Source organism: Herbaspirillum sp. WTB6 (genome assembly GCF_057457785.1).
This window is the reverse complement of sequence record NZ_CP176522.1, coordinates 1,270,353-1,291,913: the sequence shown is the minus strand read 5'-3', so window position 1 is coordinate 1,291,913 and position 21,561 is coordinate 1,270,353. Positions and strand designations below refer to the sequence as shown.

The following is a 21,561-nucleotide window of genomic DNA, read 5'->3' as shown; positions in this document are numbered from 1 at the left end:
GATTCCCGCCTGCGCGACAATGACAGCGCGTGCTGTTTTTGTCTTGCTTAAATGACTTGTAAGGCGCTTTGAATGAAACTGCTTGAAACCCGCCTTCCGGGCGTGCTGATTCTTGAACCCCGGGTGTTCGGAGACGCCCGTGGTTTTTTCTATGAAAGCTTCAACCAGCGCCGCTTCCAGGAACTGACTGGGGTTGCGGCAAACTTCGTGCAGGATAATCATTCAAGGTCCGCGCAGCATGTATTGCGCGGCCTGCATTACCAGATCCGCCAGCCGCAGGGCAAGCTGGTGCGGGTGATTGCCGGCGAAGTGTTCGATGTCGCGGTCGATCTGCGTCAAGGCTCGGCCACTTTCGGCCATTGGGTCGGCATCACGCTTTCCGCCGACAACAAGCGCCAGCTCTGGATACCGGAAGGCTTCGCGCATGGCTTCGTGGTCACCAGCGAATCAGCGGAATTCCTGTACAAGACCACCGATTACTGGGCGCCCGCACACGAGCGCGCCATTCGCTGGGACGATCCTGCCATCGGCATCGAGTGGCCGCTGGCGACGGCACCGCAGGTATCCGCCAAGGATGCCGCGGCCAGCCTGCTGGCCGATGCCGAAGTGTTTGCCTGAGCGGCCGATCGATTTTTTTACCAGGGCAACCGATGACTCCTACCGCCAGCGAAATCCAGTATGCCGCGCAATTGCTGGAAGCCGGCGGCCTGGTCGCCTTCCCGACCGAAACCGTGTACGGGCTTGGTGCCGACGCCGAAAACCCGGCGGCGGTGGCCAGCATCTATGCCGCCAAGGGCCGGCCGGCGAATCATCCGGTGATCGTCCATCTGGCGCCCGGCGCGGATCCCGGTTACTGGGTTGAATCGGTGCCGGCAGCCGCCCGCGATCTGATTGATGCTTTCTGGCCGGGGCCGCTGTCGCTGATCCTGAAACGCGCCGCCCGCATTCCGGATGCTGTTTCCGGCGGCCAGGATTCGATCGCGCTGCGCTGTCCGTCGCACCCGGTGGCGCAAGCCTTACTGCGCACCTTCCGCGCTGGCCGCGGCGGCGTCGCCGGGCCATCGGCCAACAAGTTCGGCCGTGTCAGCCCGACCACTGCACAGCATGTGCGCGATGAATTCGGCGCGCCGCAACCGGCGATTGTGCACGGTGTACTGAACTGCGTGCTGGACGGCGGTGCCAGCGTGGTCGGCATCGAATCGACGATTCTCGACCTCTCGCGGCTCGCATCGCATGGGCCGGTGCTGTTGCGTCCCGGCCATATCGACGCCCAGCAGTTGGCCGCCGTGCTGGGGCAGTGGCCGCGCCTGCCGGATGCCGCCGCGCCGCGCGCTTCCGGCACGCTGGAGGCGCACTATGCGCCGCGCACGCCGGTGGCAAAAGTCGCCAGCGCGCAACTGGCCGGCGTCATCCAGCAACTGGCGCAAGCCGGCCGCCGGGTGGCGCTGATCGACCACGGCGCCGGGAATCGGGGCCTGGTCGTGGCACGGGCGACGCTGCCGGACACGCCGGGCGGCTACGCGCAGGGCTTGTATGCGGCGCTGCGCCGGATGGACGCGGCCGGCGCCGACCTGATCCTGATCGAGGCGCCGCCAGAGGCCGATGCCTGGCGCGCCGTCAACGACCGTTTGCGCCGCGCCGCGCATGATTCCAGCGGAATATTGGAAAAACTCTTGTAGATGTTGCGCGGGATCATGCTTTCGCCATTTTGGTAAATGACCTGATCCGTCGCATCGCATACTCCTTACCAACAAATGGAACCTCAGTTCCTTTGCTGGAAAACACCGAGGGAGGTAGCGATGCGTTCATGCACATTCGCATTGACCGTGCTGGTCGCCGTGCTCGTGGCCGGTTGCGGCGGCGGCAGCGAAGGCCCGGCGATCGACAACAGCCTGGCACGCGGCTCGCTGGTGGGCAATCCGCCCAATCTGGTGCCGATTCCGCAGCCGGATGGCAGCTTTCAGCCGTCGCTGGCCCCGGCCCTGTTCGCGCAAGAACTGGAGGCGGGCCAACCCGGCATCACCCAAGTCACCGGCGTGCCGAAATGCGCGATCTCGATTTACTACATGAAATACGGCACGGTCGGTGGCGCCGGCGAGACGACCGATGCCACTGGCGCCATCATGGTGCCGTCCGGCTCCGATCCGGCGTGCAGCGGCCCGCGCCCGGTGGTGTTGTATGCGCATGGCACCGCCACCGACAAGAATTACAACATGGCCCAGATTGGCCAGAACAGCGAAGCGACACTGCTGGCTGCACTATATGCGGCGCAAGGCTTCATCGTGGTGGCGCCGAACTATGCCGGCTATGCGACTTCGCAACTGGGCTATACCCCGTACCTGAACGCCGAGCAATCGGCGAACGACATGGTGGATGCGCTGCGCGCGGCGCGCAAGGCGTTCCCGGGCATCGGCGCCAAGGATTCCGGCAAGCTGGTGGTCACCGGCTACTCGCAGGGCGGCCACGTCGCGATGGCGACCCAGCGCGCGATGCAAACCACCTATGCCTCCGAGTTCACAGTCACCGCGCTGGCCGGCCAATCCGGTCCCTACGCCATGGCCTTGCTGGGAGATATCGTGGTGGGTGGCACGCCGAACCTCGGCAGCACGATCTTCTTGCCGCTGATTACCACCAGTTGGCAAAAGGCTTACGGCAACTTGTACCAGAGTCCGAGCGACATCTACGAGGCCCAATACGCCGCCGGCATCGAATCGCTGTTGCCAAGCGATACCCCGGGCACCATCTTCTCGTCCGGCAAGCTGCCGCAGTTGGCCCTGTTCGCGGCGGATTCGCAGCCGCAAGCGCCGATCATTCCGGGCAGTTTCGGCCCCAACAATCTGATCAAGACCAGCTTCCGCAATCTCTACCTGGTGGATCTGCAGCAGCACCCGTGCGATAATCTGCAGAATCCGGCAGCCAGCGTCCAGGCGCCGCTGAACTGCGCACCGGCCAATGGCCTGCGCAAGGGGGGCGTGAAGAACGATCTGCGCAATTACCTGCCGAACGTGCCGGTGTTCTTGTGCGGCGGCCACAACGACCCCACCGTGTTCTGGCAAAGCACGCTGGCCACGGCCAGTTTTTTCGCGGCCAACGGCCTGCCCGCCGCAGCGCTGCAGGTACTCGACGTCGATTCCGCGGTGACCGCGGCCGACCCCTACGCGGCGGCCAAGGCGGGCTTCGCCCAAGCCGTCGCCGCTACAAGGCAGGCGGCGATCGCGGCCGGCGCCGATCCGGCCACCGCGGTTGCGACGGCGTATCACGGTTCGCTGGTGCCGCCATTCTGTGGCGCCGCCGCGCGCGGCTTCTTCCAGTCCGCGCTGGCCGCCGGCTAAAGGAGGGTCTGATGAAATTCATGCAAATCGCTTTTTGTGCGGTGCTCGGGCTCGTATCCGTGGCCGCCCAGGCGCAGCAAAACACGCTCAAGGTCGGCATCGCCCACCTGACCATTCATTCCGAGTCCGACAACCTGTCTTCCAACGGCCCGGCGTTTTTGACGCCGCAGCCGGCCGGGATCACGATCGGCGACGCCACCACCCTACTGATTTCCTATATCCGCAAGCTGGACGATCACTGGGATTTGGATTTCGAATCCGGCGTCCCGCCGACCCACAACACCTACGGTGTCGGTACGCTGGCGCCGTTCGGTGTGCTGACCAAGGTCAAGCAGGCCGGCCCGACCTTGTTCATCAACTACAACTTTGGGCCGCCGGAAAACAAGTTCCGGCCGTTCGTCGGCCTCGGCATCAACTACACGCACTTTTTCGATGCCGAATCGACCGCTTCCGGCAACCTGGCGTCCGGCGGCCCGACCAAGGTCGAACTCTCCGATTCGTGGGGGCCGGCGGCGCAGGTCGGCGCCAGCTACAAGATCGACGAGCGCTGGTCGGTGGTGGGAGCGATCGTCGCGGTCAAGGTCAAATCCGACCTGACGGCCACCACCGGCAGCATCCAGCGCAAGACCACCATCGACTTCCGCCCGGTGGTGTACACGCTGGGAATTGCGTATAGCTTCTGACCGAGTCGCCGATGGCAAACCCGCCCGGCAGTTCGCCCGATCTGTGAGGCGGTTTCAAACACGAAGTGCAACATAGGCTAAATCCAGAGGAAGTGTAGCAAGGTTGTAAAAGACCTCATGCGGGGTTCTGTAACCAAGGCATTTGCGGGGGCGGTGGTTGAGTTTGTCGACGGCGGCCTGGAGCGCTTGCTGGCTGACGGTTTTCAGATTGGTGTTCTTCGGGAAATACTGCCGGAGCAAGCCATTGGTGTTTTCATTCAGGCCGCGCTCCCAGGAATGATAGGGGCGGGCAAAGTAGACATCGGCCCGCAGGCGGGCACTGATCAAGGCGTGGTCGGCGAATTCCGATCCGTTGTCGAAGGTGATGGTGTGGCACACCCGCCGATGCGGGCTGAGCAAATCGACCACCACCGCACCCACGCCCTCGGCCTGCTTGCTGTTGGCTGGGGCGGCCAGGGTGAAGCGCGACCGCCGTTCCACCAGCGTCACCAGCACCCCTTGCTGGCCTTTGCCAATCACGGTGTCGCCTTCCCAATCGCCCAGCCGCAGGCGTTGCTCGACCATCAGGGGACGATGCTCGATGCCGATCCGGCCCGGCAGGATTCCCCGACGCCGCCGGCCGCTGCCGTGGCGCTGGCGCCGGGGTTTCTGGCTGCGCAAGTGCCGGATCAAATCGCCGCCGCCACGCCGATCGGCGTAGATCCGTTGATAGACGCTCTCATGACTGATGCCGATCGGGCTGCCCCGTTCCAGCGTCAGGCGGTGGATCGCTTGTTCGGGCGACAGGTCCAGGCGGATATAGGCCTGAACCGCCAACCAGGCGGCGTCGGCAACCCGGCTCGCATTACGACTGTTCTGTTGCCGTGCCAAGGCTTTATCGTGTGCCTGGCCAGGCCGCCATTGATGCACGCCCCGGTTGCGCCGCAGTTCGCGACTGATCGTCGAGCGATGCCGCCCCAGCCGGCGCGCAATCTCGCTGACTGAATGATCGTCTGCCTGCAGTTCGTGAATTTGGTATCGTTCGTCTCGGGTGAGGTGCGTATAGCGCATATTCGGCAACTTTCGACTGGCTGGTCAAAGGGTTCGAATGCTAGCGCATCTCGCCCTCCTTCCGTTGATCGGTGTTGCACTTCGTGTTTGAAACCGCCTGATCGACTTATGGAGTATGTCGAAAATTGAACCTATATGCGACCGATATTTGCTCTCGATGTATGGAGTATATCGGTAGGGCGCATCAGCGATCGCTGCGGTTGACGGGCTCGGTTCGCCCATCTCGCGGAAGATCGCCGTACGGTCTGGTCGTGACGGCAAGCGGTGCCGCGGGAGTCTGCGCCTATCCCGGGCGGGGAACGGTCTGTCAGCGCGTTACGGTGGCGACGAAGCGGCCGCCATGAAACACCAGTGCCGACTGCGGATTGGATTCGCAGTGTTCGACTTCGCCGACGAAGATCACGTGGTCGCCTTCCGGGTAGCGGCTGCGGTTGTGGCATTCCAGCCAGGCGGCGACGCCGGTCAGGATCGGCAAGCCGGTCGGTGACAATTCAAACTCGACCCCCTCGAAACGGTTGTCGACGCGGCGCGCAAAGCGTTCGGCCAGCGCGCGCTGGTCGCCTGCCAGGATATTGATGACGTAATGCGAGTTGCTGGTAAACACCGGCAGGCTACCGGACCGGCGATCCAGGCTCCACAGCACCAGCGGCGGGTCGAGCGAGACTGAATTGAAGGAGCTGGCCGTCAGGCCGAGGAAGCTGCCATCGCCCAGGCGCGTGGTAATGATCGTTACCCCAGTGGCGAACTGGGATAGCGCATCGCGGAACTGGCGCCGGTCGAAAGGCTGCAATGGCGCGCGTGGCGAACGGATATACATCAATGGACCCGGGAAATTAATCATTATGCCGAAAAACTCTTTTACTGGCGAATGGCGCCCCGCTCGGCTGCGCAAGCGGCAGCGGTTTGCGTTACAGTAATCGGGAATCATCACGACGGAGGCGGATCATGGCGAGTGCAACGGCGACCTTGGGCGGCGGCTGCTTCTGGTGCCTGGAAGCGGTGTACCAGGAACTGAAGGGAATCCAGGCGATCGAGTCAGGCTATAGCGGCGGCCAGGTCGCCAATCCGAGCTACGAGCAGGTATGCGACGGCAACACCGGGCACGCGGAAGTGGTGCGCCTGACCTTCGATCCGGAACAGGTCAGCTATCGTGAATTGCTGGAAATCTTCTTCACGATCCATGACCCGACCACACCGAATCGCCAGGGCAATGATATCGGCAGCCAGTACCGTTCGGTCATTTTTTACCATGATGAGGGCCAACTGGAAACCGCGCGCCACGTGATTGCGGAAATGGCGAACGTGTGGGATGCGCCGATCGTGACCGAACCAGCGCCGCTGGGGCCGTACTATCCGGCCGAAAGCTATCACCAGAATTACTATCGGCAGCACCCGCTGCAGGGTTATTGCGCCTTCGTGGTGGCGCCTAAGGTAGCCAAATTCCGCAAGATGTTCGCGGACCGGCTGCACGCCTGAATTTTTATTGTCAAACCAGCGGTTTTTTTGCGAGAGACACGATGCCTACCGTATTTGCCAAGATCATTCGCGGCGAAATCCCGTGCGCCAAGGTATATGAAGACCAGCACGTATTCGCCTTCATGGATGCCGGCCAGGTCAATCCCGGCCACGTGCTGGTCGCCACCAAGATCGCCTACGAAACCCTGATGGACGCCGACGAGGAGTCGGTAGCCGCGATGATGCGCGCCGCCCATCGGATCGCGCGCGCGGTGCAGGCTACCTTCGCGCCGGACGGCATGACCATCCTGCAGGCCAACAAGCCGGCCGGCTGGCAAACCGTGCCGCACCTGCATCTGCACGTATTGCCGCGCTATCACGGCGACGGCGTGGAGCTGACCTGGCCGCGCAAGGAGCCCGGCATCGAGCGCTTGCGCGAATACGCGGCGCAGATCAGGCTGGAGTGAGCGGCTGCGGCGGGCGCTGGTACATGTAGCGGCGCGACCACGGCAAGGTCGAGGCGCGGCGCCCGGCCTTGGTGCAGACCACCTGGTGCAGCGCCACCCAATCCTGTTCGAAGGCGTAGGCGCAACCGGCCAGGTAGACGCGCCAGATGCGGAAGCGCCGGTCATCGACGGTCTGCCGGATGGCGTCGGCCGCGCGCTCGAAATTCTCGGCCCAGATGCCGCAGGTGCGGGCGTAATGGCGGCGCAGGTTTTCGACGTCGAAGGCTTCCAGTCCGCTTTCCTGCATGGTTTTCAGCACCAGGCTGATATGCGGCAGTTCGCCGTGCGGGAATACGTATTTTTCAATGAATTCGCCGCCGCCGAAGGGTGATTCGCCGTTCCCGGAATCGGTGGTGGTGATGCCGTGGTTCATCGCCAGCCCATCTTCGGCCAGCATCTCGCGCATACGCGAAAAATACAGCGGCAGGTTGCCCAGGCCGACGTGCTCGAACATGCCGACGCTGGTGATGCGATCGAAGGTGCCGGCCACTTCGCGGTAATCCTGCAGACGAATCTCGATGCGGTCGGCCAGGCCGGCGCGCGCGACGCGCTCGGTCGCCAATTCATACTGGTTCCTGGAGAGGGTGATGCCGACGCAGCGGGCGCCGTATTGCTGCGCTGCGCGCAGCACCAGCGCGCCCCAGCCGCAGCCGATGTCGAGCAGGGTCTGGTTCGGCTGTACCTGGATCTTGGTCAGGATGTGGTCGATCTTCTGTCGCTGCGCCGTGGCCAGGTCTTCGTCGCCGTTCTCGAAGTAGGCGCAGGAATACACCATCGCCGGGTCCAGCCACAACCGGTAGAAGTCATTGGAGACGTCGTAGTGGTACCGGATCGCTTCTGCATCCTTTTCCTTGCTGTGCCGGGTGCGGCGCGCCAGGCGCGCGAAGCGGCCTTCGGTCTTCAGCGAATGCGCCGCCAGCGCGTTTCCGACCGCGATGATTTCATTGATCCCGCCATCGACCTCGATCTTGCCTTCGACATAGGCGCTACCCAGATTGGCGAGCGACGGCGTCAGCAGATAGGAGAGGGCCGAGGCGCGCGGCACGTGCACCGTGACGCTGGGCGCATGCTCGCCGAAGTCGAACTGGCGGCCGTTCCAGAGTTGCAGCCGGAGCGGCAGCGCGGCGGTACGTCGAACATGAGCAATCCACTGTTCCAGCTTCTTTTCCCAAAACACGATGCCCTCCTCCGTGAATGCGAATCAACGCCGCCGCCCGTGGCATGCCCCGGCTCAGGGCTGCAAGCGCGTACGCTGCCACCCCCCCTGCGCCGCTTGCGTGTACAAGATGCGATCGTGCAGGCGCGACTGCCGCCCCTGCCAAAATTCGACCCGCTCCGGCCGTAGCCGGTAGCCGCCCCAGTGCGCCGGGCGCGACGGCTGCTCGCCATATTGCTGTTGGACCTGCGCGAAGCGCTGTTCCAGCAGTTCGCGGCTGGCCACCGGCGCGCTCTGTTGGGAAGCGATCGCCCCCAGCCGGCTCGGCAGCGGCCGGCTCTCGAAATAGGCGTCGCTCTCGGCAGCGGTAATCCTTTCCACCCGGCCTTCGATCCGTACCTGGCGTTCCAGTTCGATCCAGTGGAACAGCAGCGCGGCGTAGGGGTTGTGCTCCAATTCGTGGCCCTTGCGGCTGGCGTAATTGGTAAACCAGACGAAGCCGTCGGCATCGAACTGCTTGATCAGCACGATGCGCGAGGAGGGCCGACCGTCAGCCGCAACGGTGGCCACGCTCATTGCGTTCGGCTCTGGAATATCGGCCTGGCGGGCCTGCTCGAACCATAGGGCGAACTGGGCAATCGGGTCCGGCGCCGCGTCTTGTTCCGACAGTTCGGCGCGGCTGTAGTCCAGCCGCAGAGCGGCCAGTGATGCCTGGGAAGGGCTCATGCCGCAATCCCGCGCCGGATGCGCATCGCCGCGCCGATACCGGCGATTTGCGCCGCGTCCAGAATCCGCTTGGCCATCGGCGCGATCACGGTTTCCTCCTTTTCCATGTGCGCCAGATACATGTCGGCGAACTGGGCCAGCACGCTTTCCGGTAGCGGGCTTGCATGGCCGGCGGCGATCTCGGCCAACGCCGGCGTTAGTTGATTCCACAATGCGTCCATCTGTTGATGCTCCTGCAAAATTTCCGGTAACAACTGCTGCAAGGCGGCGGCGTCCTCGCCACTGGCGGTCGCTTGCAAGGCCGGCAGCAAATCGATTTCCTCGTCGGCGTGGTGGTTGGGTGCGGCCTCGCTAAAATAGCGCAATACCGCCTGCGCGGCTTGTTGTGCCTCAGCATTCGCGCCGTTTTTTTGCAGATGCGGGACCAGCCGTTGCATCGTGCCGATCTGCCGCCGAATGCGGTCGTGGCAATGCTTCAGCACCGCAATCGGCTGGTCGAATCCGGGCGCCGGTTCAAAGAATGCGCTGCTCATGAATTCCTCGCATGTGGTGGGCGCGCAGCGGTCGCCGGCAGGGGCGAACCGCGTGCCGCAATATCAGTGTATCGATTTTAACAAGAATCGATTGGGCTGCGAGGCCATCGGTTGCCGTCCGGTAAAATGACGCCATGCAAGCAATTACCGACATGGCTGCCCAAGCGGCCGATCTGGAGCGGCGCTTCGCCGGCGTCGCCAGGTTGTATGGCCGAGCGGCCGTGGCGCGCTTTGCGCGCGCGCATGTATGCGTGGTCGGCGTCGGCGGCGTCGGTTCCTGGGTAGTGGAAGCGCTGGCGCGCTCGGCGATCGGCCGCCTCACGCTGATCGACCTCGACAACCTGGCCGAATCCAACATCAACCGCCAGATCCACGCGCTCACCGATACGCTCGGCATGGCCAAGGTCAGTGCACTGGCGCAGCGCATCGCGCAGATCAATCCGGCCTGCGCGGTGGCCGAGATCGAGGATTTCGTCACACCCGCAAACGTCGGCCTAATGCTTGGCGCCCAAAAATACGATTACGTGATCGACGCGATCGATGACGTCGCCGCCAAGACCGCCATCATCGCCCACTGCCGCGCGCAGCGTATCCCGCTGCTGACCATCGGCGGTGCCGGTGGCCAGATCGACCCGACCCGGATTGCGATTCGCGACCTGTCGAAGACCGAGCAGGAGCCGCTGCTGGCCAAGGTGCGCAAGCGCCTGCGCGCGCAGCACGGCTTTCCGCGCGGCGAGCGCAACAGCTTCGGCATCGAGGCGGTATTTTCGACCGAACCCTTGCGCTGGCCGGCAAGCGAGGGTGAGTGCGAGGTCGGCGGCGTCAGCGGCCTGAATTGCGCCGGCTTCGGCTCCAGCGTCGCGGTCACCGCCAGCTTTGGCCTGGTGGCCGCCGCGCATGTGCTGCGCAAGCTGGCGGAACAGGCGGCCGACGATGCCCAGGCAGCGCCGTTGCAGGCCGCGCAGGCAGTCGTATCCTGAACAAGTCCGCTCTGGCCGATGAACGCCATTGGCCGTTAATCAGTTAATCACGGTAATTAGGGTCAGAGTCGAATTTCGCTAACCTCCGGCTCGCTCTGATCCAAGTTTCACTGCGCCGGCGTGGCGGCCAGCCGGCCAGCCGGCCCGTCAAGCCGGGTCATGCTCCCACCCCTCAAGCGGGCGCGCTGCCAGCACTTCGTAGCGCGCCCCCCGCGCGGCCGTAACCGAGCGCACCAGCGCGATCAGGCTGCTGCGCCAGGCGATCGGGGTCGCCGGCGTGGGCGGCGCGGCGGCGGCCTTGCGCGCCAGCGTGACGTGCGGCAGGAAGCGTTCGGCCATCTGGTAGCCCGGCAGTTGCCGTAGCAGCGCCTGGGTCAGGTGCTGCTGCAACTCCAGCAGCGCCGCCGGTGCCGGCTCGGGGCCGATCCAGGCCAGGTGCTGGCGCGGAAAATAGCCGCTGTGATTCAGGCTTAGCGGCAAGGGCGCGGCCGGCAGCGCGGCCAGCAGCGTTTGCAATAAGGGCAGGGCGGCCTGCGGCTGCTGGCCGAGGAAGGCCAGCGTCAGATGCAGGTTGTCGGGCGCCGTCGGCCGGCCGCCGATGCCGGCTTGCAAGGCGGCCAGCGCGGCGCGCGTGGTGGCATCCGGCCACAGTGCGTAAAACAGCCGCAACTGCTCCGGTGGTTCCTGGTTCGCGCTCATCGGCTGGCGTAGCGTTCAGGACTTGCCGAACACTTCGTTCAACTGCTGCGTCACGCGCACGAAGGTGGTGCGCTTGGTCAGCTCCTTCAGCTTGTGGGCGCCGACGTAGGTGCAGGCCGAGCGCACGCCGCCCAGGATGTCCTGCAGCGTATCGGCCACCGCACCGCGGTATTCGACCAGCACTTCCTTGCCTTCCGAGGCGCGGTAGTGGGCCACGCCGCCGGCATAGCGTTCCATCGCGGCACGGCTGCTCATGCCGTAGAACGCCTTGTAGCGCTTGCCGTCGCGCTCGACCACTTCGCCCGCGCATTCTGCATGGCCGGCCAGCATGCCGCCCAGCATGATGAAGTCGGCGCCGCCGCCGAACGCCTTGGCCAGGTCGCCCGGGACCGCACAGCCGCCGTCGGCGCAGATCTGGCCGCCCAGGCCGTGCGCGGCGTCCGCGCATTCGATCACCGCCGACAATTGCGGGTAGCCGACCCCGGTCATCTTGCGCGTGGTGCAGACCGAGCCCGGGCCGATCCCGACCTTGACGATGTCGGCGCCGGCCAGGATCAGCTCCTCGGTGATGTCGCCGGTGACCACGTTGCCGGCCATGATGGTCAGCTCCGGATAGGCGGCGCGCACCTTCTTGACGAAGTTGATGAACCCTTCGGTGTAGCCGTTGGCAACGTCGATGCAGACATACTCGATCGCGCCTTGCGCGCGCGCCATCACCGCGCTGAATTTATCGTAATCGGCCTTGCTGATGCCCATCGAATAGAAGGCGGCCGATGCGGCGTGCCCGCTTTTTTGCAGCGCCTGAAAAAAGGCCACCAGTTCGTCTTCCGTGTAGTGCTTGTGCAAGGCGGTGGACAAGCCATGCTCGGCCAGCGCCAGCGCCATTTCGGTGGTGCCGGTGGTATCCATGTTGGCGCCGATGATCGGAATCCCGTGGTACTTGCGGCGCGAGTTGTGGAACAGGAATTCGCGCCGGATATCGACTTGCGAACGCGAGGTCAAGGTCGAGCGCTTGGGCCGGATCAGCACGTCCTTGAAGTCGAGCTTGACGGATTCTTCGATATGCATGGCGGTGTTTCCTGCGAAAGAGAGGTTGACGCGGGGACAGTATTTTTGCTGCCTCCTGCAAAAGCAGTATTTTATGGAGTATGCGTATAAAACCGTAAGTTCTGCCCATGAATCAAGCACGGTGAAAATATGCTGGGCTGAGTATATTGCTGGGGCCGGAACCGCCGGCGGAGTCTGAACAAGGGATGTTACCGCAGCTCAGGGCGCGCCGCCGGTCGCCGGGCTTTGCCTCGCGCCGCTCCCTTAGGGAGTGGCCGGCATGTCCGGGCGTACCCGCAGATAGCTGGCAAAGCGCGGCATCCCGCTCGGGTTCAGGCCGCGAAAGCGGTAGGTGACCCAGGTCCCGATCGGCGGCGGCGCGCGCCGCTCGGCCTCCGACAAGCCGCTGCCGAGCCGAAAGCGGCGGCCGTCGGCGCTTTCCACCAGCAAGGCGCCGACCAGGCCGCGGTATTTTCCCTGCCCGGGCAGATGCGCCACCACTCGCGCTTCGGCATCGTCATGCGTTTTCACCTTCAGCAAATCGTCGCTGCGCAGCCCGCGGTACAGGGAGTCGCCACGATGCAGCATCAGTCCCTCGCCGTCCTCGCGCACGGTCTTGCGCAACAGCGCCTGTAGCGCCGCATGGTCGCGCACGCGCGCCTGCGGGACCGCTTGCAGTTGCGGCAGCGCCGCTGCCGTCACCAACTGCTGCAGCGCCGGCCAGCGCTGGTCGAAGCTGCCGCCGTGCGCCGGCAGGTCGAACACCATGAAGCGCATGCGGCGCCAGGCGGCGTCATCCGGCCGCTGCTGGCGCACGGTCGATACCGCGTGCGCGAACTGGCCGCGCCCGGCCCATAGTTCGCCGTCCAGCGCTATTGGTGGCCAGCCGCCAGTAAACCAGGCCGGCGCGAAAATCGGCTCGCCGCCGCGGGTCCACAGCCTTGATCCATCCCAATAGCCGCGCACGCCATCCAGTTTTTCGCTGACCCAATACTCGGCCAGCGGCACCCCCGGGCGGTAGACATTGGCCAGCATCACCGGCGCCGGCTGGGCGTTGGCGGCTGCTATCGGTAGCAGCAGGGTGAAGGCCAGCGCCAGCCGCAGCGCGACCAAGCACACAGTACGGGCTGCGCGGCGAGTGGTGGGCGAGTGGCTGTCAGGTGTCATGTGCGCTCCCGTGTGGTAGGTGATGCGTTGCGTCAACTCTAGCATTCTTCGTGCGGCTGCCGACAGCTACCACGGCCAGAAGCCCGAGGCGAGGTGAAAAGGTAAATTGCTGCGACGCAAAAAACCTAACATACATCAATTAAAACAATTCTCATTGCCGATATGATGTTTCCAAGCGGCAAAAACTTACTGAAAGCCTTTGCCGGCACGGAATTTTTTAAGGAGAAGGTAATGAAACGGAAATTGATTGTTCAGGCCATCGCGTGCGTCGTCCTCGGCATGGCTAGCTTGAGCCCTATTTATGCTGCAAGCGCACATGGCGCAACCAGTAGCGATGTCAAACCGGTGGCCGATGTCACGTTTACGCTGCGTACCGATATTGCCGACGGTAAACTGGTGTTCATCGGCGAGGCGGGCGCCATTAAGGGCAAGATCAATCCCGAACTGCGGGTGGCGGAAGGCGCCGTGGTACAAATCAACCTGGTGAATGGCGACGGCGCCCAGCACGACATTTCGATCCCGGATTTCAATACTGCGTCCAACAAGCTGAATGAAAAAGGTTCCAGCACCACGGTCGTGTTCCGCGCCAACAAGAGCGGCGAATTCCAGTACATCTGTTCACTGCCGGGCCACGTCGCGGCCGGCATGGTCGGCAAGCTGATCGTCGGCAACGTGGCGCCCAAGGCAGCGTCGAATGTCGCCGAGGTGTCAGGCAGCCCGATGGAAGTCGGGACGCCGGTTGGCAAGCGCGGGCCGCAAAAAGTCACGGTCGATCTCGAGACCACCGAAGTGATTGGTCAGTTGGCGGACGGCACCACCTACAAATACTGGACCTTCAACAACAAGGTGCCGGGCCCGTTCATCCGCGTGCGGGTCGGCGATACCGTCACGGTCAACATGGCCAACGCCAAGGACAGCCAGATGATCCACTCGGTGGACTTCCACGCGGTGACCGGCCCCGGCGGCGGCGCGGCAGTGACGCAGGCGGCGCCCGGCACCAGCAAGAGCTTTACCTTCAAGGCCATCAATCCGGGCCTGTTCGTCTACCACTGCGCGACGCCGATGGTGGCGCAGCACATCGCCAATGGCATGTACGGCATGATCCTGGTCGAGCCGGAAGGCGGCCTGCCCAAGGTCGATCACGAGTTTTACGTGATGCAGGGCGAGTTCTACACGGTGCAGAAGCACGGCGCGCAAGGCGAGCAGGAGTTTTCGCTGGAGAAGCTGTTGCGCGAAACGCCGGAACACCTGGCCTTCAACGGCACCATGAATGGCTTGACCAAGACCCACAAGATGGAAGCCAAGGTGGGTGAAACGGTGCGCATGTTCTTCGGCGTCGGCGGTCCCAACCTGACCTCCAGTTTCCACGTGATCGGCGAAGTGTTCGATCGCGTCTACAACCAGGCCGACCTGACCTCGCCGCCGCTGCAAAACGTGCAAACCACCAGCGTGCCGCCGGGCGGGGCAACGATGGTCGAGTTCAAGGTCGAAGTGCCGGGCAAGTACATCCTGGTAGATCATGCGCTGTCGCGGCTGGAAAAAGGCCTGGCTGGTTTCCTGCATGTGAGCGGCCCTGAAAATCCGGAAGTGTTCCATGCGGCAGGTGGGATCGACGCCAATTCCGGCCATTAAGACTAGCTGGCGCTAACGACCGAAGGCCCGCGCTGCGCGGGCCTTCTTGCTTTCGGTGTCCGAATGAAGCGGCGGTGCAGGGTGGCCGCTCCGTAGCAGATGCCGCCGGAGTCAAGATCACGCCGATGGCTGGCCGGGGAATGCTACGTTTCTTGGACGATCGCTCGTGCCAGCAGCCGTGCTCAAGCGGCCAGCGGCGGGTAGTCGGTGTAGCCTTCGGCGCCTGGGTGGTAGAAGGTTTCCGGCTGCGGCGTATTGAGAGCGGTGTCGAGCCGGAAGCGCTGCGGCAGATCCGGGTTGGCGATGAACAGTTTGCCGAACGCGACCGCGTCGGCTTCGCCCGCCGCCAGCAGTTGTTCGGCGCTGGCCTTGGTCATTTTTTCGTTGGCAATGTACACGCCGCCAAAGGCTTGCTTGAGCTGGGGCCCGAGCCGGTCGGGCCCCAGCGCTTCGCGCGCGCAGAGGAAGGTGATGCCGCGCCGGCCCAGTTCGCGTGCGACATGGCCGAAGGTCGCGGCCGGATTCGAGTCGCCCATCGAGTGGCTGTCTCCGCGTGGCGCCAGGTGCATGCCGACCCGCTGCGCGCCCCATACCGCAATGCAGGCATCGGTCACTTCCAGCATCAGCCGCGCCCGGGTTTCGATCGAGCCGCCATAGGCGTCGTTGCGATGGTTACTGGAGTCTTGCAGGAACTGATCCAGCAGATAGCCGTTGGCGCCATGGATTTCGACGCCGTCGAAGCCGGCTGCCTGGGCATTTTCCGCGCCCTTGCGGTAGGCGGCGACGATGCCCGGGATTTCGTCGATGGCGAGCGCGCGCGGAGTCACGTATGCGCGCAGCGGCCGCAACAGGCTGACGTGGCCGGCCGGTGCGATCGCGCTGGGCGCTACTGGCAACTGTCCGTCCAGGAAAATCGGGTCGGAAATGCGGCCGACATGCCATAACTGCAAGAAGATGTGGCCGCCGGCCTCATGCACCGCGGCCGTTACCTGCTTCCAGCCGGCCACCTGCTCGCGCGACCAGATGCCCGGCGTATCGGCATAGCCAACGCCTTGCGGGCTGATCGCGGTGGCTTCGCTCAGGATCAGGCCGGCACTGGCGCGCTGCCGATAGTATTCGGTCATCAGCGCGTTCGGCACGCGATTGCCGCCGATCGCGCGCGAACGCGTAAGCGGGGCCATGAAGATGCGATTGGGCAGAACCAGGTCGCCAATTTTGATTGGATCAAACAGGGTGGTCATTGGCTTTCCGGAAAAAATGCGAAGGTGGGGATTGGGCGCGGATGCATGCCGGTATTGTGCCCGATACTGAACTGCCCAGCCTGGCAGGTGTTCCGATCCAATCGCATGTCAGCCTGGGTGCGTGGTCAATACCGCTTCCAGTGGGCGCACCATTGCCAGCCCGAGTGTCGGCGGTACCGACAGGACCGCATCGTGCCGGGAAACTCGTCAACGACGCCGCGGGTTTCGCAATTGGTGGCGCGATTTGCCGCGGTGCACGGCGCTACTGCGTGCGTTCCAGCCATAGCGGCAGTACCGCAAAGCCGCCGGCCGGATACACGGCATTCGCTGGCGGCTTGCCGGGCACCAGCGCCATGCGGATGATGTGGGTCAGCAACTGTTCGATGATGATGCGCAATTCCAGCCGCGCCAGCGGCGCGCCGGGGCAGACATGGATGCCGGCGCCGTACAGCAGGTTTTGCGCCGGATCGCGGTCCAGCCGGAATTCGTCGGGGTCGCCAAATACCGCCTCGTCGCGGTTGGCTGAAGCCCACATCAGGTGTACGCGCTCGCCGGCCGGCAGCGTGCGGCCACCTATTTCCACCGGCCGTGTGGTTACCCGGCGGGCCGTGATCAGTGGCGAGTGGATGCGCAGTATCTCATCAATCGCGGCCGGCAACAACGACATGTCTTGCCGCAGTCGCTGTTGCAGTTCGGGTCGTGCCGCCAGATAGTGCGCCAGGATGCCAACCGAGGCGGAAATGGTATTCAGTTCGCCTACCGTCCAGTTGCGCATGATGCTGACGATTTCCGCGTCGTCCAGGAAGCGGTCGCCGATCCGTTCGCGCAGCAGGCTGGCGGTCAGGTCGTCGGCGCCATCCGCGCCGGCGGCGCGCCGCGCGGCCAGCAACTCCTTGATGTAGCCGTCAAACTCAAGCGCGACGGCAGCCATCGCTTCCCGATCCCGCGCCAGCGTTGCTGCCCGGTTGTTGCGAGTCCATTCGCGCAGCGGCTCATGCATTGCGGTCGGCCAGCCGAGGTAGGCAGACTGGATTTGCAGCGCAAAATCTTCGGCAAAAGTGGACATCAATTCGACTTCGCCGGCAATCGGCAAATTTTTTACCAGATCAAGCGCGATCTGCCGGCACACCGGTTCAAATATCGCCATCCGCTCGGGGCTGAAATAGGGTTCGATCAAGCGCCGGTAGCCGGTGTGCTGGGGTGGGTCCATCCCGTTCGGCACGGAAAGGTGGGCGGAAACCGCATTGCTGAATGTCTGGTGATCGTCCAGTGCCTGCATGACGTCGGCATGCCGAAATAGCGACCACTGCATATACTCGCTGTGCGCCACCGGACAGCGTTGGCGCATCGAGTCATAAGCGGCAATCTGGTCATCCAGTACGGCTTGAGATTTGGGATCCCAGTCGAATGCGGTTCGGTCTTTCATGTTGTTTTTCGGAATGTGAACGGATTTCTCGATTATCCGCCGATCGCGATCCCGGCAGTTGAACTTCGGGTTGCCTGGGCAAGCTTCAAGTGCGCCTCCGGGAACGAGGCCGGGGAAAAAATGGCCGGGAGCGGTTGGAATGTGGTCCTGAATGGTCCGTGTGGCCGACTGGCAACGTCCACCGACGTTCGTGCGGAGCACCGAACACGCGGTATCAGCGCGATCAGGCAAAAAAAATCCCAACCGAAAAGGTTAGGATTTTAGATATGGTGGAGGCGGCGGGAATCGAACCCGCGTCCAAGAGTACTCTACAGACAGTTCTACATACTTAGCACTGCCATTTGATTTAATCCGGACGACGCGGACGTGCACGCTTCGTCAAGACGAGTCACCTTTTGTTTAACGTTCTGCCAAGTGACCCGGCATAACGCGATTCCCTGTGAATGACTCCACCGCTGTTGCCAGCACGCCCCAGGGACGAGACGCTGTGGAGCTAACCGGTTATTAAGCGGCTAGTGCGTACGAGTTATCGTTTGCAGTTATTACTTTTCCGGTTGTATTTACGAGGTGACCAGCCCTCGGTATGCCCTGCGCTGCTTTGCAACCCCTGTCGAAGCCAGGTCGCCCCCAAAGATGACCTGTATTACAGTCTACCAGATTGGTACGAGCTGGCTGGATTCAAGAGGCGATTTGATCTCTTTGTTCAATCGGATCCAGTGGTGGCGGTGTCGTGGTCAGGCTCAGGCTCTAGCGCGACGTATTTTGTGCGGATGAAATTTCGCGCGTATTGTTCGCAACAGATCCAGCGGGGTCAACGCAATGGCGTCGGCGCCCCAAGATGTCGGTTCGACGGCACCACAATACCCCCAAGCGGCGGCGACAGTTGGCATGCCGGCAGCCTGACCCGCCTGGATGTCGCGCAAGTCGTCGCCGACATACCAGCAGTCGCCGGGCGGAAGTTGCAGGCGATGTGCGGCTTCCAGCAAGGGGGCCGGGTGCGGCTTGGGATGCGCGGTGGTGTCGCCGGAAATGACGCAGGCGGCTTGCTGCAGACCGATTTTCGGGATCAGTGGTTCGGTAAATCGGGCCGCCTTGTTGGTGACGATCCCCCACGAAACCGTCATTTCTGTGAGTTCTGCCAGCAAGCTGTGAATACCGTCGAACAGCCGGCTTTCCCTGACCAACTCGGCTTCGTAAATATCGAGAAAGGCAACGCGCAATTCTTCGTAGCCTGCGTCGGTTGGCTGCAATTTGAAGGCGGCGCCGATCAGACCGCGCGCGCCCGCCGAGGCAAATGGACGTAGCAGTGCGTAGGGAGTTGGCGCCAGTCCGCGGTCCGTGCGCAGCCGGTTGACGGCCGCTGCGAGGTCTGGAGCGGTATCGGCAAGCGTGCCGTCGAGGTCAAACAGGACGGCGCGCGGTACGGTCAGTGCCATAGAGCACCCTCAGGCAATCGCGGCGCGCAAACGCCGTCCGGTAGACGCATGAAATTCATGCCGGACGGGTGCAGGCAACCAGGTAATTAACGGTGGTGTCCTGGTTAAGCGAATAGGTACGTATCAATGGGTTATAGCTCATGCCTTTCAGGCCGTCGATCAACAGGCCCGCCTTGCGCGCAAATTGCGCCAGTTCGGCCGGGGTAATGAATTTGGCGTAGTCGTGAGTCCCTTTTGGTAGCAGGTGCAGCAGGTACTCGGCGCCGATCACGGCGAACAGGTAGGACTTCGGGTTGCGGTTGAGGGTGGAAAAAAAAACATGTCCGCCGGGCTTAACCAGCGTGGCGCACGCTTGCACGATGGATGCAGGATCTGGCACATGCTCCAGCATCTCCATGCAGGTAACGATGTCGTAGCGGGCCGGTTCGCGCGCGGCAAGTTCTTCAGCAGCACTGCTTTCATAATCGACCTCGATGCCGGACTCAAGGGCATGCAATTCAGCAACCTTCAAGGCTTTCTCTGAAAGATCGATTCCTTTGACCCTGGCCCCTTGCCGGGCCATCGATTCGGCCAGAATCCCACCGCCACACCCGACGTCAAGCACGGTTTTTCCACTTATGGGGCTACGCGCGTTGATCCAACCCAGCCGCAATGGATTGATTTCATGCAGCGGTCGGAATTCGGAAGCAGGATCCCACCAGCGATGTGCGAGGGCACTGAATTTTTGCAGTTCTACGGGGTCGGCATTCATGATGACAATGATAGCGGAAAGCAGGCCGCCAGTACTTGAGGGCATAAAAAAACCCCGCCGCAGCGGGGTTTGTGCTGAACCAGCGTATTACTTATTGCGCGTACCGACGACTTCGATTTCAACGCGACGGTTTTTGGCGCGGCCTTCTGCGGTCTTGTTGCTGGCGACCGGTTGCTTCTTGCCTTTGCCTTCGGTGTAAACGCGGTTTGCTTCGATACCTTTCGATACCAGATAGGCCTTAACAGCTTCAGCGCGGCGAACCGACAGCTTCTGGTTGTAGGCATCGGTGCCGACCGAGTCGGTATGGCCAACCGCAATAATCACTTCCAGGTTCATGCCTTTCAACTTGGAGGTCAGATCATCAAGCTTGGCTTTGCCGTCAGCTTTCAATACGGATTTGTCGAAATCAAAGAAAGCATCGGCAGCAAAAGTGACTTTTTCCGAGGTCGGTGCCGGTGCCGGAGCAGGTGCCGGAGCAGGTGCCGGAGCAGGTGCCGGAGCGGCGGCCGGAGCAGCAGCTTTCACAATTTCGCCATCGCAGCCAGGAACCGAGTCAGCCGGCGTCCAGGTGCCGGTACGCCAGCACAGACCGAACGGATCGCGAGCGATCACACCGCGCGCGTCTTGAACGTAGGCGCTGTTTGGTGTTTTCGCCTGAATGTTTTCTTGCGCAGATGCAGACAACGTAACGACTGCGGCCGCAGCGAAGACGAGTTTTGCTAATTTATTCATGTTTCTCCTCTCGGGTGAGATATCCGCAGATTAACTGCGCAACAAATCAAAATATATGACATCGAAAATGGATGTTACCACTGGTTCAGACCGTTACATGCGAAGAATTGTTCGCATGCAATGAACTTAGCCGTCATTTTGCCACAGGCATGATCACGGGGCGAAGGTTGTCAAATAGGCTAAGCAACGTTTTTTCTGCTTTGTTGTATTTCAACAACGAAGTATAAGGGCGCTGCTCCCCTTTAAAGTATGCATTTTTCATAAATGTTTGACAAAAGATAATAATCTTGCTTATTTGGCGATCCCGCGAACGTGAATCACTACGCGCCGATTCGGAGCGAGGCAATCGACCAATTTCTTGCGACCAAGCTTGTCGTTGCATGCCTTGAGCGGTTGGGTTGCTCCCAAGCCGCGGGTTTCGATCAGTGTGGAGACGCCTTGGCTTTTCAGGTAGGAGGCAATGGTCATTGCGCGTCGTGCCGATAATTTTTCGTTATATACGGCACTGCCCAAGCGGTCAGTATGGCCGGCGACCAGGATGGAGTCGATGCTGGCGCATGTGTCCAGCCTGGTCAATACATCGTTGTCGATCCTGCTCTTGGCCGTCGTGGACAGCGCCGCCTGGTTGAATCCAAAAAGCAGATTGCCTTGCAGCGTAACCGTAAAATCGCAACGTGTTGCCACGACCGGAATCGGTGCCGGTTGCGCTGCCACTGCCGGTGTCGATGCGATTTCCGGCGCAATCGGCTTGGCGATGGGTGGTACCAGCGCGCCGTCGCAGCCGGTGATGGAGGCGTCAGGTGTCCAGGAGCCGGAGCGCCAGCACAGCCCATCGCTGCTGCGCAGTACCGTCCCATTCCCATCTTGAGCGTAGCCGCCTGAGGCGGGAGGAGCCTGGATGCCAGTGGTTTGGGCCAGCAAGGTGGAGCTGGCGCCGAGCGCCAGTCCAAGGATGAGCTTGTTTAACATGTGGGGTCTTTATCAAGTTTGCGGCGCATCTACATACGCC

General features: G+C 62.6%; 22 protein-coding genes and 1 other RNA gene. 8 read left to right on the top strand and 15 right to left on the bottom strand.

Going from position 1 to position 21,561, the window contains the following annotated elements:
- Positions 1 to 72: 72 nt before the first annotated feature.
- The 4 genes from rfbC (at position 73) to ACK2VC_RS05950 (ending at position 4,015) form a co-directional block, all read left to right on the top strand.
- A complete protein-coding gene (gene rfbC, locus ACK2VC_RS05965) occupies positions 73 to 618 on the top strand; it encodes a dTDP-4-dehydrorhamnose 3,5-epimerase (RefSeq protein WP_486732682.1) in 546 nt (181 codons plus the stop codon).
- 32 nt (positions 619 to 650) lie between these two features.
- On the top strand, positions 651 to 1,679 hold the full coding sequence (locus ACK2VC_RS05960) for an L-threonylcarbamoyladenylate synthase (RefSeq protein WP_486732681.1): 1,029 nt from the start codon (positions 651 to 653) through the stop codon (positions 1,677 to 1,679).
- A 120-nt stretch (positions 1,680 to 1,799) separates the two neighbouring features.
- Positions 1,800 to 3,332, top strand: coding sequence for an alpha/beta hydrolase family protein (locus ACK2VC_RS05955; protein WP_486732680.1), 1,533 nt, complete (start codon positions 1,800 to 1,802; stop codon positions 3,330 to 3,332).
- Between the two features lie 11 nt (positions 3,333 to 3,343).
- Entirely contained in the window at positions 3,344 to 4,015 is a 672-nt protein-coding gene (locus ACK2VC_RS05950; protein WP_486732679.1) for an OmpW/AlkL family protein, read from the top strand.
- A gap of 54 nt (positions 4,016 to 4,069) precedes the next feature.
- Here ACK2VC_RS05950 and ACK2VC_RS05945 read toward each other — a convergent pair whose 3' ends face one another.
- On the bottom strand, positions 4,070 to 5,065 hold the full coding sequence (locus ACK2VC_RS05945; RefSeq protein ID WP_486730009.1) for an IS30 family transposase: 996 nt from the start codon (positions 5,063 to 5,065) through the stop codon (positions 4,070 to 4,072).
- Positions 5,066 to 5,372: 307 nt separating this feature from the next.
- Positions 5,373 to 5,882, bottom strand: coding sequence for a flavin reductase family protein (locus ACK2VC_RS05940; RefSeq protein WP_486732678.1), 510 nt, complete (start codon positions 5,880 to 5,882; stop codon positions 5,373 to 5,375).
- A gap of 128 nt (positions 5,883 to 6,010) precedes the next feature.
- On the opposite strand from ACK2VC_RS05940, the gene msrA reads away from it, so the two are divergent.
- Both msrA and ACK2VC_RS05930 read left to right on the top strand, forming a co-directional pair.
- Positions 6,011 to 6,541, top strand: a complete 531-nt coding sequence (gene msrA, locus ACK2VC_RS05935) for a peptide-methionine (S)-S-oxide reductase MsrA (RefSeq protein ID WP_486732677.1) — start codon at positions 6,011 to 6,013, stop codon at positions 6,539 to 6,541.
- 41 nt (positions 6,542 to 6,582) lie between these two features.
- A complete protein-coding gene (locus tag ACK2VC_RS05930; protein ID WP_486732676.1) occupies positions 6,583 to 6,987 on the top strand; it encodes an HIT family protein in 405 nt (134 codons plus the stop codon).
- On the opposite strand, the gene ACK2VC_RS05925 is transcribed toward ACK2VC_RS05930, so the two are convergent.
- Genes ACK2VC_RS05925 through ACK2VC_RS05915 form a run of 3 tightly spaced genes read right to left on the bottom strand, consistent with a single transcriptional unit; the run spans position 6,974 to position 9,441 of the window.
- Positions 6,974 to 8,203, bottom strand: a complete 1,230-nt coding sequence (locus tag ACK2VC_RS05925) for a class I SAM-dependent methyltransferase (protein ID WP_486732675.1) — start codon at positions 8,201 to 8,203, stop codon at positions 6,974 to 6,976. The two genes, ACK2VC_RS05930 and ACK2VC_RS05925, sit on opposite strands and share 14 nt — an antisense overlap.
- 54 nt (positions 8,204 to 8,257) lie before the next feature.
- Positions 8,258 to 8,908 (bottom strand): pyridoxamine 5'-phosphate oxidase, encoded by a 651-nt coding sequence (pdxH, locus tag ACK2VC_RS05920; protein ID WP_486732674.1) that lies wholly within the window; start codon positions 8,906 to 8,908, stop codon positions 8,258 to 8,260.
- Complete coding sequence (locus ACK2VC_RS05915) at positions 8,905 to 9,441, bottom strand: hemerythrin domain-containing protein (RefSeq protein WP_486732673.1); 537 nt, start codon at positions 9,439 to 9,441, stop codon at positions 8,905 to 8,907. The genes pdxH and ACK2VC_RS05915 overlap by 4 nt, the downstream gene beginning before the upstream one ends.
- A 134-nt stretch (positions 9,442 to 9,575) precedes the next feature.
- On the opposite strand from ACK2VC_RS05915, the gene tcdA reads away from it, so the two are divergent.
- Positions 9,576 to 10,421 (top strand): tRNA cyclic N6-threonylcarbamoyladenosine(37) synthase TcdA, encoded by an 846-nt coding sequence (gene tcdA / locus ACK2VC_RS05910; RefSeq protein ID WP_486732672.1) that lies wholly within the window; start codon positions 9,576 to 9,578, stop codon positions 10,419 to 10,421.
- Positions 10,422 to 10,568: 147 nt separating this feature from the next.
- On the opposite strand, the gene thpR is transcribed toward tcdA, so the two are convergent.
- The 3 genes from thpR to ACK2VC_RS05895 all read right to left on the bottom strand — a co-directional run bounded on the left by thpR (position 10,569) and on the right by ACK2VC_RS05895 (position 13,334).
- A complete protein-coding gene (gene thpR, locus ACK2VC_RS05905) occupies positions 10,569 to 11,120 on the bottom strand; it encodes an RNA 2',3'-cyclic phosphodiesterase (RefSeq protein ID WP_486732671.1) in 552 nt (183 codons plus the stop codon).
- A gap of 15 nt (positions 11,121 to 11,135) precedes the next feature.
- Positions 11,136 to 12,188: a GMP reductase gene (locus tag ACK2VC_RS05900; RefSeq protein ID WP_486732670.1), complete on the bottom strand. Its 1,053-nt coding sequence runs from the start codon at positions 12,186 to 12,188 to the stop codon at positions 11,136 to 11,138.
- Positions 12,189 to 12,431: 243 nt separating this feature from the next.
- Positions 12,432 to 13,334, bottom strand: a complete 903-nt coding sequence (locus ACK2VC_RS05895; protein WP_486732669.1) for a DNA ligase — start codon at positions 13,332 to 13,334, stop codon at positions 12,432 to 12,434.
- A gap of 231 nt (positions 13,335 to 13,565) precedes the next feature.
- Here ACK2VC_RS05895 and nirK point away from each other — a divergent pair, with 231 nt between their 5' ends.
- Positions 13,566 to 14,966, top strand: coding sequence for a copper-containing nitrite reductase (gene nirK, locus ACK2VC_RS05890; RefSeq protein ID WP_486732668.1), 1,401 nt, complete (start codon positions 13,566 to 13,568; stop codon positions 14,964 to 14,966).
- Between the two features lie 182 nt (positions 14,967 to 15,148).
- Here the strand turns inward: nirK and ACK2VC_RS05885 are convergent, their stop codons facing one another.
- The 7 genes from ACK2VC_RS05885 to ACK2VC_RS05855 form a co-directional block, all read right to left on the bottom strand.
- Positions 15,149 to 16,207, bottom strand: a complete 1,059-nt coding sequence (locus tag ACK2VC_RS05885; protein WP_486732667.1) for an alkene reductase — start codon at positions 16,205 to 16,207, stop codon at positions 15,149 to 15,151.
- 262 nt (positions 16,208 to 16,469) lie between these two features.
- Positions 16,470 to 17,633 carry a cytochrome P450 gene (locus ACK2VC_RS05880; protein WP_486732666.1) on the bottom strand — a complete coding sequence of 388 codons (1,164 nt, stop codon included), beginning with the start codon at positions 17,631 to 17,633 and terminating at the stop codon, positions 16,470 to 16,472.
- A 267-nt stretch (positions 17,634 to 17,900) separates the two neighbouring features.
- Positions 17,901 to 18,262, bottom strand: a transfer-messenger RNA (tmRNA) gene (ssrA, locus tag ACK2VC_RS05875).
- Positions 18,263 to 18,373: 111 nt separating this feature from the next.
- Positions 18,374 to 19,069, bottom strand: coding sequence for an HAD family hydrolase (locus ACK2VC_RS05870; protein WP_486732665.1), 696 nt, complete (start codon positions 19,067 to 19,069; stop codon positions 18,374 to 18,376).
- Positions 19,070 to 19,124: 55 nt separating this feature from the next.
- A complete protein-coding gene (gene ubiG, locus ACK2VC_RS05865; RefSeq protein ID WP_486733180.1) occupies positions 19,125 to 19,820 on the bottom strand; it encodes a bifunctional 2-polyprenyl-6-hydroxyphenol methylase/3-demethylubiquinol 3-O-methyltransferase UbiG in 696 nt (231 codons plus the stop codon).
- Between the two features lie 87 nt (positions 19,821 to 19,907).
- Positions 19,908 to 20,552 carry an outer membrane protein OmpA gene (gene ompA, locus ACK2VC_RS05860; protein ID WP_486732664.1) on the bottom strand — a complete coding sequence of 215 codons (645 nt, stop codon included), beginning with the start codon at positions 20,550 to 20,552 and terminating at the stop codon, positions 19,908 to 19,910.
- 291 nt (positions 20,553 to 20,843) lie between these two features.
- Positions 20,844 to 21,521: an OmpA family protein gene (locus tag ACK2VC_RS05855; protein WP_486732663.1), complete on the bottom strand. Its 678-nt coding sequence runs from the start codon at positions 21,519 to 21,521 to the stop codon at positions 20,844 to 20,846.
- Between the last annotated feature and the right edge of the window lie 40 nt (positions 21,522 to 21,561).

Excerpts from the sequence above, each read along its gene's own strand:
- ACK2VC_RS05940 (WP_486732678.1), bottom strand. The coding sequence starts at position 5,882 with ATGTATATCCGTTCGCCACGCGCGCCATTGCAGCCTTTCGACCGGCGC.
- ACK2VC_RS05960 (WP_486732681.1), top strand. The coding sequence starts at position 651 with ATGACTCCTACCGCCAGCGAAATCCAGTATGCCGCGCAATTGCTGGAA.
- ACK2VC_RS05895 (WP_486732669.1), bottom strand. The coding sequence starts at position 13,334 with ATGACACCTGACAGCCACTCGCCCACCACTCGCCGCGCAGCCCGTACT.
- ACK2VC_RS05855 (WP_486732663.1), bottom strand. The coding sequence starts at position 21,521 with ATGTTAAACAAGCTCATCCTTGGACTGGCGCTCGGCGCCAGCTCCACC.
- msrA (WP_486732677.1), top strand. The coding sequence starts at position 6,011 with ATGGCGAGTGCAACGGCGACCTTGGGCGGCGGCTGCTTCTGGTGCCTG.
- pdxH (WP_486732674.1), bottom strand. The coding sequence starts at position 8,908 with ATGAGCCCTTCCCAGGCATCACTGGCCGCTCTGCGGCTGGACTACAGC.
- ACK2VC_RS05885 (WP_486732667.1), bottom strand. The coding sequence starts at position 16,207 with ATGACCACCCTGTTTGATCCAATCAAAATTGGCGACCTGGTTCTGCCC.
- ACK2VC_RS05945 (WP_486730009.1), bottom strand. The coding sequence starts at position 5,065 with ATGCGCTATACGCACCTCACCCGAGACGAACGATACCAAATTCACGAA.
- ACK2VC_RS05955 (WP_486732680.1), top strand. The coding sequence starts at position 1,800 with ATGCGTTCATGCACATTCGCATTGACCGTGCTGGTCGCCGTGCTCGTG.
- ACK2VC_RS05915 (WP_486732673.1), bottom strand. The coding sequence starts at position 9,441 with ATGAGCAGCGCATTCTTTGAACCGGCGCCCGGATTCGACCAGCCGATT.
- rfbC (WP_486732682.1), top strand. The coding sequence starts at position 73 with ATGAAACTGCTTGAAACCCGCCTTCCGGGCGTGCTGATTCTTGAACCC.
- ACK2VC_RS05930 (WP_486732676.1), top strand. The coding sequence starts at position 6,583 with ATGCCTACCGTATTTGCCAAGATCATTCGCGGCGAAATCCCGTGCGCC.
- ACK2VC_RS05950 (WP_486732679.1), top strand. The coding sequence starts at position 3,344 with ATGAAATTCATGCAAATCGCTTTTTGTGCGGTGCTCGGGCTCGTATCC.
- ompA (WP_486732664.1), bottom strand. The coding sequence starts at position 20,552 with ATGAATAAATTAGCAAAACTCGTCTTCGCTGCGGCCGCAGTCGTTACG.
- ACK2VC_RS05900 (WP_486732670.1), bottom strand. The coding sequence starts at position 12,188 with ATGCATATCGAAGAATCCGTCAAGCTCGACTTCAAGGACGTGCTGATC.
- tcdA (WP_486732672.1), top strand. The coding sequence starts at position 9,576 with ATGCAAGCAATTACCGACATGGCTGCCCAAGCGGCCGATCTGGAGCGG.
- nirK (WP_486732668.1), top strand. The coding sequence starts at position 13,566 with ATGAAACGGAAATTGATTGTTCAGGCCATCGCGTGCGTCGTCCTCGGC.
- thpR (WP_486732671.1), bottom strand. The coding sequence starts at position 11,120 with ATGAGCGCGAACCAGGAACCACCGGAGCAGTTGCGGCTGTTTTACGCA.
- ubiG (WP_486733180.1), bottom strand. The coding sequence starts at position 19,820 with ATGAATGCCGACCCCGTAGAACTGCAAAAATTCAGTGCCCTCGCACAT.
- ACK2VC_RS05880 (WP_486732666.1), bottom strand. The coding sequence starts at position 17,633 with ATGAAAGACCGAACCGCATTCGACTGGGATCCCAAATCTCAAGCCGTA.
- ACK2VC_RS05870 (WP_486732665.1), bottom strand. The coding sequence starts at position 19,069 with ATGGCACTGACCGTACCGCGCGCCGTCCTGTTTGACCTCGACGGCACG.